This window comes from Micromonospora sp. DT63, from assembly GCF_049841615.1.
In the GTDB taxonomy this organism is placed as follows: Bacteria; Actinomycetota; Actinomycetes; order Mycobacteriales; family Micromonosporaceae; genus Micromonospora.
In genome coordinates this window covers 784,309-797,513 of record NZ_JBNCKQ010000001.1, presented here as the reverse complement: position 1 = coordinate 797,513, position 13,205 = coordinate 784,309, and the positions used below count along the sequence as shown (strand labels likewise).

General features: G+C 73.4%; 13 protein-coding genes. 11 read left to right on the top strand and 2 right to left on the bottom strand.

The features are described from left to right. Positions 1–49: 49 nt before the first annotated feature. Positions 50–1,321, top strand: a complete 1,272-nt coding sequence (locus ACLQ27_RS03760) for an MFS transporter (protein ID WP_357497287.1) — start codon at positions 50–52, stop codon at positions 1,319–1,321. Between the two features lie 16 nt (positions 1,322–1,337). Here the strand turns inward: ACLQ27_RS03760 and ACLQ27_RS03755 are convergent, their stop codons facing one another. Beyond that, a complete protein-coding gene (locus ACLQ27_RS03755) occupies positions 1,338–1,823 on the bottom strand; it encodes a GNAT family N-acetyltransferase (RefSeq protein WP_357497285.1) in 486 nt (161 codons plus the stop codon). A 152-nt stretch (positions 1,824–1,975) separates the two neighbouring features. On the opposite strand from ACLQ27_RS03755, the gene ACLQ27_RS03750 reads away from it, so the two are divergent. Beyond that, positions 1,976–2,635, top strand: a complete 660-nt coding sequence (locus ACLQ27_RS03750; protein WP_357497283.1) for a fasciclin domain-containing protein — start codon at positions 1,976–1,978, stop codon at positions 2,633–2,635. Between the two features lie 176 nt (positions 2,636–2,811). On the opposite strand, the gene ACLQ27_RS03745 is transcribed toward ACLQ27_RS03750, so the two are convergent. After that, positions 2,812–3,885, bottom strand: coding sequence for a LacI family DNA-binding transcriptional regulator (locus ACLQ27_RS03745; protein ID WP_357497281.1), 1,074 nt, complete (start codon positions 3,883–3,885; stop codon positions 2,812–2,814). A 93-nt stretch (positions 3,886–3,978) separates the two neighbouring features. On the opposite strand from ACLQ27_RS03745, the gene ACLQ27_RS03740 reads away from it, so the two are divergent. The 9 genes from ACLQ27_RS03740 (at position 3,979) to ACLQ27_RS03700 (ending at position 13,187) form a co-directional block, all read left to right on the top strand. Next, positions 3,979–4,695, top strand: coding sequence for a cupin domain-containing protein (locus ACLQ27_RS03740; RefSeq protein WP_425865601.1), 717 nt, complete (start codon positions 3,979–3,981; stop codon positions 4,693–4,695). A gap of 241 nt (positions 4,696–4,936) precedes the next feature. Continuing rightward, entirely contained in the window at positions 4,937–5,899 is a 963-nt protein-coding gene (locus ACLQ27_RS03735; RefSeq protein ID WP_357497277.1) for an ABC transporter permease, read from the top strand. A 23-nt stretch (positions 5,900–5,922) separates the two neighbouring features. Further along, on the top strand, positions 5,923–6,927 hold the full coding sequence (locus ACLQ27_RS03730; protein WP_425865600.1) for an ABC transporter substrate-binding protein: 1,005 nt from the start codon (positions 5,923–5,925) through the stop codon (positions 6,925–6,927). A gap of 43 nt (positions 6,928–6,970) precedes the next feature. Then, a complete protein-coding gene (locus tag ACLQ27_RS03725) occupies positions 6,971–7,726 on the top strand; it encodes an ABC transporter ATP-binding protein (RefSeq protein ID WP_255786628.1) in 756 nt (251 codons plus the stop codon). Between the two features lie 39 nt (positions 7,727–7,765). Continuing rightward, positions 7,766–8,917 carry a Gfo/Idh/MocA family protein gene (locus ACLQ27_RS03720; protein WP_357497274.1) on the top strand — a complete coding sequence of 384 codons (1,152 nt, stop codon included), beginning with the start codon at positions 7,766–7,768 and terminating at the stop codon, positions 8,915–8,917. After that, positions 8,914–10,068, top strand: a complete 1,155-nt coding sequence (locus tag ACLQ27_RS03715) for a dihydrodipicolinate synthase family protein (protein WP_425865599.1) — start codon at positions 8,914–8,916, stop codon at positions 10,066–10,068. Before ACLQ27_RS03720 ends, ACLQ27_RS03715 begins: the two co-directional genes overlap by 4 nt. A gap of 116 nt (positions 10,069–10,184) precedes the next feature. After that, entirely contained in the window at positions 10,185–10,988 is an 804-nt protein-coding gene (locus ACLQ27_RS03710; protein WP_425865598.1) for a sugar phosphate isomerase/epimerase family protein, read from the top strand. Next, a complete protein-coding gene (locus ACLQ27_RS03705) occupies positions 10,981–12,186 on the top strand; it encodes a hypothetical protein (protein WP_425865597.1) in 1,206 nt (401 codons plus the stop codon). Before ACLQ27_RS03710 ends, ACLQ27_RS03705 begins: the two co-directional genes overlap by 8 nt. A gap of 56 nt (positions 12,187–12,242) precedes the next feature. Further along, on the top strand, positions 12,243–13,187 hold the full coding sequence (locus ACLQ27_RS03700; RefSeq protein WP_425865595.1) for an acyltransferase domain-containing protein: 945 nt from the start codon (positions 12,243–12,245) through the stop codon (positions 13,185–13,187). Positions 13,188–13,205: the final 18 nt, after the last annotated feature.

Below are 13,205 nucleotides of genomic sequence, written 5' to 3'. Positions count from 1 at the left end.
CCGGTGTGACGGTCGGCACGGCGCTGCGAGGGCCACTACCCTCGACGGGATGAGCCGAGCTGCCAGCCCTCGGCGGGCTCCGCTGTGGCGGGACCGCTCCTTCGGCACGTACTGGATCGCGCAGTCGCTCTCCGCGGCCGGTGACGCGTTCGCCTACCTGGCGGTGCCGCTGCTGGTGTTGCAGGCGACCGGGTCGGTGGCGCAGATGGGCCTGCTCACCGCAGTCGCCGGCGCGGCGTCGGTGGTCGCCGGGATCTTCGGCGGGGTGCTGGTCGACAGGTACGACCGCCGTACGCTGATGATCGTCGCGGACCTGGCCCGTCTGGTCCTCTACGCCCTGGTGCCGCTGGCCTGGCTCGCGGGCCCGCAGGTCTGGCTGCTCTTCGTCGTGCTGCCGATCTGCGAGGCGGCCGGCATGCTGTTCCAGGTCGCGGCGGTGACCGCGGTGCGCAACCTCGTCGACTCCGACCGGCTCACCGAGGCCAACGGCCGCCTCCAGGCGACGTTCGCGGCGGCCGCCGTCCTCGGACCGCTGCTCGCCGGCGTGGTGTCGGCCCGCTTCGGTCCGGCGGTCGCCATCGCCGTCAACGCGGCGAGCTTCGCGCTCTCGGCGGCCGGCCTGCGGCTCATCCGCTTGCGCAGCGCTCCGGCCGCCGACGTCGCGGTGCCGCGGGAGCGCCCGCTGGCCGAGTTCCTGGCCGGGGCGCGGTTCCTGTGGCGACAGCCCGTGCTCCGCGCGCTGACCGTCCTGCTGTCGGTGTTCATCTTCCTGACCTACGGCTTCACCGATGTGCTGATCTACCACGTCACGCACGACCTCGGCGGCACCGAACGCACGGTCGGCGCGGTGCTCGGCCTGGCGGCGCTGGGCACTGTCGCCGGGGCGCTGCTGGTGGCCCCGCTGCGCCGTCGGCGTGGCTTCGGCGCCACCTGGATCGGCGCGCACGCCGTCTGCGGGTTCGCGGTGGCGGGCGCCGGCATGGCGACGACAGTGCCGGCGGTCACCACGCTCACCGCCGTCTACCTGTGCTGTCTCAGCGTCGGCGGGATCTGCTCGATGTCGCTGCGCCAGGAGATCACCCCCGACCATCTGCTCGGCCGGGTCACCTCGGCGTTCTGGAGCACGCACTACGCCCTCGGGCCGGCCGGCGCCGCCATCCTGACCTGGGCCGCCGGCCGGTACGGCGTCGCGGCTGTCGCGTTCGCGGCCGGAGCGGGCTGCCTGCTGGTCGCCGTCGGCGGGCTGTTCACCCCGATCCGCCGCGCTGGCGCGCAGACACATCTGTCGCCTCCGGCCGTCCCGGTGGGTCAGGCCGGCTGACCACCGGCGGGGGCGGTCAGAACTCCTGGTACATGACGTGCAGACCGACCCGGCCGAGGGTGGGGTGGCAGAAGGCGCCCGGCACGGTGCCGACCACGTCGAAGCCCTCCCTGCGGTACAACTCGACCGCCACCCGGTTGGTCTGCACCACTGCGTTGAACTGCATGCCTGCGTACCCCCGGCGCCGTGCCCAGGTCAGGGCGTCGCGGCACAGCGCGGTGCCCACACCCCGGCCCCGCGCGTCGGCGGCGACCAGGAAACTGGCGGTGGACACGTGCGCGCCCGGCCCGGGCCGGTTGGTGCCCATCTTCGCCGTGCCGAGCACCCGCTCGCCGTCGACCGCGACGACGGTCCGGCCGGGCGGGGCCTCCACCCAGACGCGGTACGCCGTGTCCGCTGTCATGTCCGGGTCGTAGGGGAAGGTCTCCTGCGCCCGGACCACGTCCTCGATCATTGGCCACACCTGCGACCAGTCCTGGTCGTCGAACTCACGGATCAGCACCGGCGCAGGCTACGCGGGGCGCCCGGGCGGGGACAGCGGATTTCGGCTGCCGAACTTTCCCGGCGACGGCTGCATCCGGGCGGTGTGCCGGCCGCGAAGCATGTGTCGTGACGAGACGTCACGGATCCGTCGCTTCGACGAAAGGCCCGCTGATGAAGATCGCACGATTCGCCGCCCGGATGGCGGTGGGCGCCGTGGCCACCGCGCTCGCCACCACCGCAGTGGCCGTGCCGGCCCAGGCGACCGGTAAGGCCAAGCCGCTCGGCACGACGTCGCTCGCCCAGGTGCTCACGAAGGACACGAGCGGCTTCGACCGCAACTCGCGGGACTTCGACGTCCTGACCGCGGCCGTGCTGGCGGTGCTCGAGGCCAAGCCGGACTCGCCGGTGAAGGTCCTCACCGACGGCACCGTCGCACTGACCGCGTTCCTGCCCAACGACGCCGCGTTCCAGCAACTGGTGCAGGAGCTGACCAAGGCCAGGAAGCTGCCCGGGGAGAGCGCCGCGTTCGCCGCGGTCGCCGGGCTGGGTATAGACACCGTGGAGACGGTGCTGCTCTACCACGTCGTGCCGGGCTCGACGATCGACCGCAGGGCGGCCCTCAAGGCCGACGGCGCGGAGCTGACCACCGCCCTCGGCCCGAGCGTCAAGGTCGACGTCCGCACCTACTGGTTCATCTTCCGCCAGCTGCGACTGGTCGACGCCGACACCAACGACCGTGACGCCCGCGTGGTCACGTTCGACGTCAACAAGGGCAACCGGCAGATCGCGCACACCGTGGACCGGGTGCTGCGCCCGATCGACCTGCCCTGACCCACCCCGGTGGCGGCCGACCCCGCGTCGGCCGCCACCCGCACGGGCCGCGCCGTGCGCCGTGATCTGCTCGTTCGCGCGACGCCGCCGGGAGGACGTACCGCAGCCGGTTCGTCCTCGATCCGCAACCCAGCTACGCCGTCCGTCCTGACCGGACTCCGCGGGGCCGAGCCCGGTCAGGAGGCGGCGTCGGCTCGCCGGGCGCGGGGCGCCGACGCGGTCGCCTCGCGCCGCTGGGTCGGCGCCGGCCCGGACGTGTCCCGGCGGATCAGCTCGGCGGACAGCACCTCGACCCGGGGAGCCGGCGCCTCCGCGCCGAGCACCAGGGACATCGCCCGGACTCCCATGTCGACGAGCGGCAGCCGCACGGTGGTCAGTGCGGGCGTCACGTCCCGGGCGATCGGCATGTCGTCGAAGCCGACCACGGAGACCTGCCGCGGCACCGCCAGCGAGCGGGCCCGCAGGGTGGCCAGGGCGCCGATGGCCATCGAGTCGTTGAGGGCCACGATCGCGGTCAGCCCGGGGTCGGCGTCGAGCAGCCGGGCGGTGGCCTCGGCGCCGCCGTCGCGGTCGAACTCGGCGTACCGGATGCGGTGCTCGGGCAGCTCGCGGCCCTGCTCGGCGAGGGCCTGGCGGAGCCCGGCCAGCCGATCGGTGGTGGTGGTGAGGATGCGGGGGCCGGCGACCACGCCGATCGCCCGGTGCCCCAGCTCGCACAGTTCGCGACCGGCGAGGTGACCACCGGCCCGGTTGTCCGGCATGACGGCGTCGCCGGAGTGCTCGTGGCGACCGATGACCGCGACCCGCCCGCCGGTCGCCTCGTACGCGGCGAGCTTCTCGTTGAGCTGCCGGGTGAACGCCTCGTCGTGGTAGCCGGAGCCGGCCAGGATCAGCGCCGCCACCTGGTGGCCGCGCAGCAGCTCCACGTACTCCAGTTCGCGGTCCGGGTCGCGGTAGCTGTTGCAGATCATCAGCAGCCGACCCTGGTCCGTGGCGACCCGTTGGAGCCCTCGGGTGATCTCGGCGAAGTACGGGTCGGAGACGTCGTGCACGATCACGCCTACCGCGCTGCGGTGCGAGCGGGCCAGCAGTTGGGCGTGCGCGTTGGGCACGTACTGCAACTCGGCGACGGCGGCGAGCACCCGCTCGCGCAGCTCGTCGGTGACCGGTTTGCTGCTGCCGTTGATGACGCGGGAGGCGGTGGCGGGTGAGACGCCCGCGCGTCGCGCCACGTCGGACAGGGTCGCCATGGCCCGCCCCCTCGGTCTGTTGACGGCGTTTCGCCGCGCCGGCTAGCGTCACCGTACCGCAGAGAAAGCCCTTTCCCGCAGGGAGGCCCGGCCATGTCCGATCGCTTCGCGGCGCTTCCCGGCGGGATCGGCGTCTCCCGGCTGCGCGTCTACGACACGGGCGCCCCGGACGGCGTCGTCGGTGGCACCCCGCACGTGCACCTGTGCTGCACCGAGGGGTACGTGGTGACCGACGGCGAGGGCGCGGTGCAGACCCTGACCACTGCCGGGTTCCGGGAGACGCCGCTGCGGCCGGGGGCGGTGGTCTGGTTCGAACCGGGCACCGTGCACCGCCTGGTGAACACCGGTGGGCTGAGCATCGTGGTGCTCATGCAGAACAGCGGCCTGCCCGAGGCCGGCGACGCGGTGCTGACCTTCCCACCCGAGGTGCTGGCCGACCCGGCGGCGTACGCCGCGGCGGCGGCGCTGCCCGACGGGGGAGCGCCGGGCGCGGACGTGCGTGCCGCGTACCGCCGGCGGGATCTGGCGGTGACCGGCTTCTCGGCGCTGCGGTCCGGCGGGCCGGCGGCGCTGGCCGCGTTCCACGCCGCCGCGATCGCGCTGCGCCAGCCGTTGCTCAGGCGGTGGCGGCAGCGGTGGGAAGCCGGCGCCGGCCGCGCCGCCGCCGACACCGCCGTGCAGCTCGACGCCCTCGGGCGGGGGGATCCCGGACACCTGGGCGACGCCGGGGTGTACGCGGTGGCCGAGCCGGTCGAGCGGGGTCGGCTCGGCATGTGCGGCCTCCTCGACACCTACCCGGCCGGCGACTGACGGCGCTCGTCGCGTCGTCCGTCCGGAGTGGAGGGTCCCGATCCGCCGCTGTCTCGCTGACGGCGGGGTGTGCGCGGGCCGCCGGTGGCCCGGCGCGTGCGGGGCCGGGCCGATCGACGAATAGATCGAGGAAAGGCCTTGCCCGGCGTGAGGGGGCCGCCTACGCTCCAGGAAAGCGTTTGCCTGATCCGCCGACCGGCCCGCTCCACGAGTGCCGTGCCGGGCCCCGAGGAGGTTCCGCGTGACCGAGAACTCTTTGGACACGGCGGGCCGGTCGGCCGCCGCCGACCAGGCGAGCGGTGCGCGGGCAGCCGCCTCCGCGCCAGGAAAAGTCGGTGCGACAGTCGTCGACGGTCCGTCCAGGGTGGCGCAACCGCCGTCCGGTGGTGGCCGTGCACCACGCCCCACGCTCGGTCGGCGCGCGGCGGCCCTCGCCGACTCGCTGTGGCGACCGGCCCTGGTGCTGGTCGCCTTCTTCGTCGCCTGGTGGTTCGTCGCCGCCCGGGAGTACGTGCCCAACTACCTGGTGCCCACTCCCGGCCAGGTCTGGACCACGATGACCGGCCAGTGGTCCGAGCTGGCCCGGCACACCATGGTCACGCTGTACGAGACGGTGCTCGGCTTCGTGCTGGCCGCCGCCCTGGGGCTGGCCACCGCTGTCGCCATCGCCTACTCGCGCACCCTGGACAAGGCGCTCTACCCGATCGTCCTGTTCGCACAGGTCATCCCGAAGATCGCCATCGCGCCGCTGCTGGTGGTCTGGTTCGGTCTCGGCCTCACCCCGAAGATCATCCTGGCCGTGCTCATCGCGTTCTTCCCGGTGGTCATCTCCGGGGTGGCCGGCCTGCGGTCCACCGACCCGGAACTGCTCGACCTCTCCGCCACCATGGGCGCCGGGCCGTGGCGCACCTTCCGCAAGATCCGTTTCCCGAACGCGTTGCCGCACCTGATGGCCGGCCTCAAGGTGGCCGTCACCCTCGCCGTGGTCGGCGCCGTGGTCGGCGAGTTCGTCGGGGCCAGCGAAGGGCTCGGCTACGTCCTGTTGCTGGCCAACGGCAACCTCGACGCCCCGCTGCTGTTCGCCGACCTGATCCTGATGTCCGCCATCGGCATCGTCCTGTTCGTCCTGGTCGAGATCGCCGAGGCACTGCTCATCCCGTGGCACGCCAGCCGCCGTGCCGGCGTGTCCCTCACCACCTCCTGACCGGCCCCATCACGGAGGCACCGATGAAACGCACCGCCACCACCATCCTGGCCACCACCGCCCTGCTCCTCGCCGCCACCGGCTGCGGTGCCGACGACACCACGGGCAAGACCGGCGCCGACGGGAAGAAGCAGGTCACCCTCACCCTCAACTGGGTGCCGTACGGCGAACACGCCCCCTTCTACTACGGCCTGCAGAAGGGCTACTACTCGGCCGAGGGCATCGACCTGAAGATCCTGCCCGGCAACGGCTCCGGCAACACGGTCAAGCAGGTCGCCCAGAAACAGACCGACTTCGGCTGGGCCGACAGCCCTGTGCTGCTCAAGTCCGTGGCCAGCGGGATGCCGGTGCGCAGCCTCGGCGCGTACCTGGAGAAGGGGCCCTCCTCGGTCGAGTTCTTCACCGAGGAGAACATCAAGACACCGGCGGACCTGAAGGGCAAGACCGTCGGCGGTACGCCCGGCGACGCCCTCTACGCGACCTTCCCGGCCTGGCTGGAGAAGAACGGCGTCAACAAGAACGACGTCAAGGTGGTCAACGTCGACGCGGCCGGCAAGATCGCCGCGCTCGCCGAGGGCAAGGTCGACGCCATCATGGGCTTCTTCCACGACCAGGCCCCGACCATCGAGAGCAAGACCGGCAAGAAGGTCGACGTGCTGCTCTTCGCCGACTACGGGATGAACCTGCTCGGCACCGGCCTGATCGCCAACACGCAGACCCTGCAGAAGGACCCGGAGCTTGCCCGCAAGTTCGTCCGGGCCACCCAGAAGTCCTGGGCCGACGCCGCCCGCGACCCCGCCGGCGCGGTGAGCGCCATGGCGGCCCTCGCCGAGAACGAGCCCGCCCCCGAGGTGCTCACCAAACAGCTCACCCTCAACCTGCCGCTGCTCGGCGGGGACGGCCCGCCCGGAGTCAACACCGAGGCCCAGTGGTCCGAGACCATCGACCTGATGTCGCGCTACGCCGAGCTGAAGGACCCGGGGGCGCCCAACGCGTACTGGGACTCCTCGTACGCGGCGCAGGGGTGACCCGGTGAGCGCCGCGCCGGCAGCTACCGGCACCGCCATCGGAATGTCCGGGGTGACCGTCCGGTTCACCACCCGACGGTCGCAGACCACAGCCCTCGACGACGTGTCGCTCGACATCGAGCCGGGGGAGTTCGTCACCATCGTCGGCCCGTCCGGCTGCGGCAAGTCCACCCTGCTGAAGATCGTCGCCGGGCTGGTCAAGCCCACCAGCGGCGAGGTGTCGTTGCTGGAGCGCCCGGTACGCGGCCCGCAGAAGGAGATCGGCTTCGTCTTTCAGAAGGCCGCGCTGCTCGAGTGGCGCGGCGCGCGGGCCAACATCCTGCTCCAGGCCGAGATGCGCGGCATGGACCGGGCGCAGGCGGCCCGCCGCGCCGACGAGCTGATCGAGATGACCGGCCTGACCGGTTTCGAGAAGGCGTTACCGCACGAGCTGTCCGGCGGCATGCAGCAGCGGGTGGCGCTGTGCCGCGCGCTGCTGCACGCCCCGCCGGTGCTGCTCATGGACGAGCCGTTCGGCGCCCTGGACGCGCTGACCCGGGAGCAGATGAACGCCGAGCTGCACCGCATCTGGCGGGAGACCGGCACCACCGTCGTGCTGGTCACCCACTCCATCGCCGAGGCGGTCTTCCTCGGCACCCGGGTCGTGGTGATGAGCGCCCGGCCCGGCCGGATCATCCGCACCTTCGCGGTCGAACTGCCGGCGCACCGCGACTACGCGCAGGTGATGTCGGACCCCCGCTTCGACCGCCTCGCCACCGAACTACGCGGGTTGCTCGGCAGCGCGGCCGCCAACCACTGAACGCGGATCGGCACCACCCAGCACGACGGAAGGAACACCATGACCCGCAGGTCCATCGGCATCATCGTCAACGGCGTGACCGGACGGATGGGCTACCGCCAGCACCTCGTCCGGTCCCTGCTGGCCATCCGCGAGTCCGGCGGCGTGCCGGTGGCCGACGGCACGACCATCTGGCCGGAACCGGTCCTGGTCGGGCGCAACGAGACGAAGCTCCGCGAGCTCGCCGAACGGCACGGCCTCACCGACTGGACCACCGACCTGACCTCGGCGCTGGCCCGGGACGACGTCGAGATCTACTTCGACGCCCAGGTCACCCAGCAGCGGGAGAAGGCGATCCGTCAGGCGATCGAGGCCGGCAAGCACATCTACACCGAGAAGCCCCTGGCCGAGGACACCGCCGGCGCGCTCGACCTGGCCCGGGCCGCCGCCGCGGCCGGCATCCGCACCGGCGTCGTGCAGGACAAGCTGTTCCTGCCCGGTCTGCGCAAGCTCAAGCGGCTCATCGACGGCGGCTTCTTCGGCCGGATCCTCTCGGTGCGGGGGGAGTTCGGCTACTGGGTCTTCGAGGGCGACTGGCAGCCGGCCCAGCGCCCGTCCTGGAACTACCGGGCCGAGGACGGCGGCGGGATCACGTCCGACATGTTCCCGCACTGGCATTACGTCCTGGAGGAGCTGTTCGGCCGGGTCAACGCGGTCTCCTGCGTGACAGCCACCCACGTGCCCGAGCGCGTCGACGAGGACGGCCGCACCTACGCGGCCACCGCCGACGACGCCGCGTACGCCATCTTCGAACTCGACGGCGGGATCATCGCGCAGATCAACTCGTCCTGGGGCGTGCGGGTGTACCGCGACGAGCTGGTGGAGTTCCAGGTCGACGGCACCGAGGGCAGCGCCGTCGCCGGGTTGCGCAACTGTCGGGTGCAGCACCGGGCGGTCACTCCGAAGCCGGTGTGGAACCCGGACCTGCCGGTCACCGAGGACTTCCGCGCCCAGTGGAGCGAGGTGCCCGACAACGAGGAGTTCGACAACGGCTTCCGGGTGCAGTGGGAGGCGTTCCTGCGGCACGTCGTGGCCGGCGAGCCGTTCCAGTGGGACTTCCTGGCCGGCGCGCGCGGCGTGCAGCTCGCCGAGCTGGGGCTGCGCGCGGCCCGCGAGGGCGTCCGCGTCCAGGTTCCGGAGCTGCGCGCGTGAGCGCCGCCGACGTGGTGCTGCCGGGCGGGCGGCGACACCGGCTGGCCGGGGGGACCGGCTTCGCCCGCCCGGCCGCCCCGGCGACCGGCCGGATCGCGTACGCCGCCGCGCACGTGGTCGCCGACCCGGGCGCGGAGAACGTGCCGGGGGCCCCGGCGGCCGTGGACTGGGACACCACACTCGCGTTCCGGCGGCACCTGTGGTCGTACGGGCTGGGGGTCGCCGAGGCGATGGACACCGCCCAGCGGGGGATGGGCCTGGACTACCCGGCCACCCGGGAGCTGATCCGGCGCAGCGCCGCCGAGGCTCGTGCCGTGGGCGGCCGGATCGTCGCGGGCGTCGGTACCGACCAGCTGCCGCCCGGCCCGGCCACCCTGTCGGCGGTCGCCGCCGCGTACCGCGAACAGCTCGACGACGTCCGCGCGGCCGGCGCCCGGCCGGTGCTGATGTGCAGCCGGCACCTGGCCGCCGCCGCCCGCGGCCCCGAGGACTACCTCCGGGTGTACGACGAGCTGCTGACCGCCGCCGACGAGCCGGTGGTGCTGCACTGGCTGGGCCCGATGTTCGACCCGGCGTTGACCGGCTACTGGGGATCCGCCGATCTGGACCTGGCCGCCGACACGGTCGTCGAGCTGATCAAGGCGCATCAGTCCACCGTGGATGGCATCAAGGTGTCACTGCTGGACGCCGGCCGGGAGGTCGCGTTGCGCCGCCGGCTACCGGCGGGGGTACGCCTCTACACCGGCGACGACTTCCACTACCCGGAGCTGATCCGGGGTGACGAGGTGGGCCACTCGGACGCGCTGCTCGGGGTGTTCGCGGCGATCGCACCGGCCGCCGCCGCCGCGCTGGCCGCCCTCGACCGGGGCGACCTGGCGACGTACGACGAGATCTTCGCGCCGACCGTGCCGCTGGCCCGGCACCTGTTCGCGGCACCGACCTGGCACTACAAGACGGGGATCGTGTTCCTGGCCTGGCTGGCCGGTCACCAGGACCACTTCACCATGGTCGGCGGCGCGCAGTCCGGGCGGTCCCCGGCGCACCTGGCGACGCTGCTCACCCTGGCCGACGCGGCCGGACTGCTGCCCGACGCCGACCTGGCCGCCGCCCGAGCGCGGGCGTTCTTCACCGTCGCGGGTGTCGTCCAGTGAGCGCGAGGAGTGAGCCGGGTTTGCGAGCCCCGCAGTCGCGAACGAAGAACAGCCCAGTGAGCGCGAGGAGTGAGCCGGGTTTGCGAGCCCCGCAGTCGCGAACGAAGAACAGCCCTGTGAGCCTCACGCGCTTCTCGTTCAACCAGGCCACCGCCCAGCACTGGGCGCTGCCCGACGTGGTCGCCGGTTGCGTGGCGGCCGGCGTGCCGGGCATCGGGTTGTGGCGGGAGCCGGTGGCCGGGTACGGGCTGGCCCGCTCGGCGAAACTGGTCCGCGACGCCGGCCTCGTCGTCACGTCCCTGTGCCGGGGCGGCTTCTTCGCCGCCGACGACTGGCGTACGGAGAACCTGCGAGCCATCGAGGAGGCCGCCGCGCTGGGCGCACCCGAGCTGGTGCTGGTCTCCGGCGGTCTGCAGCCCGGCAGCCGGGACATCGACGGCGCCCGCCGTCGGGTCGCCGACGCGATCGGCGAGCTGGCCCCGCACGCGGCGGCGGCCGGCGTCCGGTTGGCCATCGAGCCGCTGCACCCGATGTTCGCCGCCGACCGGTGCGTGATCGCCACCCTCGGCCAGGCGCTGGACATCGCCGAGCGGTTCGACCCGGCGGTGGTCGGCGTGGTCGTCGACGCGTACCACGTGTGGTGGGACGACACGGTGTACGCGCAGATCGCGCGGGCCGGCGCGCGAATCGCCGCGTTCCAGGTCTGCGACTGGGTGACCCCGCTGCCCGAGGGGGTGCTGCTCGGCCGGGCGCTGCCCGGCGACGGGTGCATCGAGTTGCGCCGGCTGCGCGAGGCGGTCGACGCGGCCGGCTACCGCGGGCCGATCGAGGTGGAGGTCTTCTCCGCCGAGGTGTGGGCGCGTCCCGGCGCACAGGTGCTGGACGAGGCGATCGCCGGTTACCTGCGCCACGTTGTCTGAGCGACTGCCCGACGGCGGGTTGGCCGGCGCGCGGACGTCGTCCCGGGATGACCCACCCGGACGGCGCTGGCCGTCGGCGGCCGGCGCCTGGCTGGGCATCGGCACCGCGCCGGCCACCCTGGTGCTCGGCGCGGCGATGGCCGCCCGGCACGGCGGCGCGGTGCCGGTGACCGGGCTGCTGGTCGGCGGGGCGCTGATGGCGGCGCTGCTCTGGGGGCAGGGCCGGATCGGCCTGCGCCGGCCGCTCGGTGACGGCGGGACGTTGACGGCGGTGCTGCCCGCGTACCTGGGCGACACCTCACGGCTGTTGTTGGCGGCCGTGCTGACCGTGTCGATGATCGGCTGGAACGGGTTCAACGTCGGGCTCGGCGGCGCGTCCCTCGCGGCGTTGGCGCACCTGCCGGGCTGGGCCGGGCCGGCGCTGCTGGAGGTGGCGGTCCTCGCCGTCTCCTGGGCGCCGGCCCGGTACGGCAACCGGGTCGCGGTGCTCACCACGCTCAGCGCGGTGGTGCTTGTCGGCTGGTGCCTGACCGTGCTGCCGCCGCCCGGTGCCCCGGTGCGTCTCGCCGCCGGTGGGCTGGCCGACGGTGCCGCGCTGATCGGCTACGCGGCGGTGTTCGCGTTGCGGGCGCCGGACTTCAGCGTGGGTCTCGCCCGGCGGCGGGACCTGGCCTGGTGTGTGGGGCTGCTGATCGGGCCGGCGTTGCTGGGTGTGCTCGCGGGTGCCGGCCTGTGGCTGCGTACCGGCTCGGCGGACGTGGTCGCGCTCCTCGCCGCCGGGTCGGGGCTGGCCGCGTACGCCAATCTGTTCGTCGCGGTGGCCGTCTTCGCCGCGGCGTTGACCACCACCTACTCCGGGGCGCTGGCGGTGCGCGGCCTGACGCCGCGGGTGCCGGCGCGGCCCGCGATGGTCGCCGTCGCGGTGCTCGGCGGGCTGCTGGCGGTGGCGCGCTTCGACCGTCTCGTGCTGCCCTGGTTGACGCTGCTGGCCGCCGCGCTGCCGGTGCTTGTGGTGCCGATGGCTACCGAGGCGGCGGCCCGCCGCCGCGGCCGGACCGCGCGGAGGGTGCCCGCCTGGTGCTGGATGCCGCCGGCGCTTGTCGCGGTCGCCTGCACGCTCGCCGGGATCGGCGTCGCCCCGCTGCTCGGCCTGGGCCTCGCCGCACTGCTCACAGTGCTCTGGAGGCGTCTCGCGTGACGCTGGCGAGAAGATGCCGGCCGCGCGGGAACGCCGGCCGGCGGTAGAGTCGCCCGGTGGACGTGGACGACACCGCCGCCCGGCTCGGGGTGCCCGTCGAGGCGGTCGAGCGTGTGCACCGCCTCGCCGGAGACCGGCCGTCGGCCCCGCTGCCCGCCAAGGCCGACGCGCTCGCGATGCTCGACCGGCTCGCGGTCCGCCCGGACGACGCCGCCGAGATCATGGCCGGCTGGCCCCACCCCGACTCGCCACTGTGGACTCCGGAGCTGCGCTGGCTCCTGGACCGCTCGATCGCCCTGGTCCGCGCCGATCTCGGCGGCTACGTCTGGCTGCCGCCGGGCCCGGAGCTGCCGCGCGAACGGGGCCCGGCGTGGCAACACCTCTACGTGTACGCGTACCTCGCCCTCGTCGGTGTCGTTCGGGACTACCACCGCGACCACGGGGTTCCCGACGCCGTGTCCTGGGCGACCCTCGCGGACCTGGGTCGCAACCTCGCCGTCGACCGGCGGATGCGCCGCGAGGGGTGGCCGGTCATGCAGAGCTGGTTGACGCTGCACGTGCGGGGCGCCGTCTACGAGCTGGGCCGGTTGCAGCACCACCGTGGTGACGGCGCCATCGGCCTGCACATCCCCGACTCGGGGCCGCTGACCCCGCAAGCGGTCTCGGCGTCGCTCGACGAGGCCCGCGCCTTCTTCCCGCGCCACTTTCCCGACGAGCGTTACACGGCGTTCTCCTGCGGCTCGTGGCTGCTCGACCCGCAGCTGCGGGACTACCTTCCCGAGGATTCCAACATCGTCCGCTTCCAGCGACGATTCGAGCTGGAGCCCTACGAGGAGCCCGAAGGGCTGGACGCCGACGTCGAGGTGCGGCGCTTCGTGTTCCGCACCCTGAGCACGCCGCTCGACCAACTGCCGCGCCGCACCGCCCTGCAACGGGCGATCGTCGACCACCTGACGGCCGGCCGTCACTGGCAGTGGCGTCAGGGCCGCTTCGCGATCTGAGCGGGCCCGTCGTTCCGG

Coding starts and splice junctions, on each gene's coding strand:
- ACLQ27_RS03745 (WP_357497281.1), bottom strand. CDS start 3,885: ATGGCGACCCTGTCCGACGTGGCGCGACGCGCGGGCGTCTCACCCGCC.
- ACLQ27_RS03740 (WP_425865601.1), top strand. CDS start 3,979: ATGTCCGATCGCTTCGCGGCGCTTCCCGGCGGGATCGGCGTCTCCCGG.
- ACLQ27_RS03720 (WP_357497274.1), top strand. CDS start 7,766: ATGACCCGCAGGTCCATCGGCATCATCGTCAACGGCGTGACCGGACGG.
- ACLQ27_RS03725 (WP_255786628.1), top strand. CDS start 6,971: ATGTCCGGGGTGACCGTCCGGTTCACCACCCGACGGTCGCAGACCACA.
- ACLQ27_RS03750 (WP_357497283.1), top strand. CDS start 1,976: ATGAAGATCGCACGATTCGCCGCCCGGATGGCGGTGGGCGCCGTGGCC.
- ACLQ27_RS03730 (WP_425865600.1), top strand. CDS start 5,923: ATGAAACGCACCGCCACCACCATCCTGGCCACCACCGCCCTGCTCCTC.
- ACLQ27_RS03760 (WP_357497287.1), top strand. CDS start 50: ATGAGCCGAGCTGCCAGCCCTCGGCGGGCTCCGCTGTGGCGGGACCGC.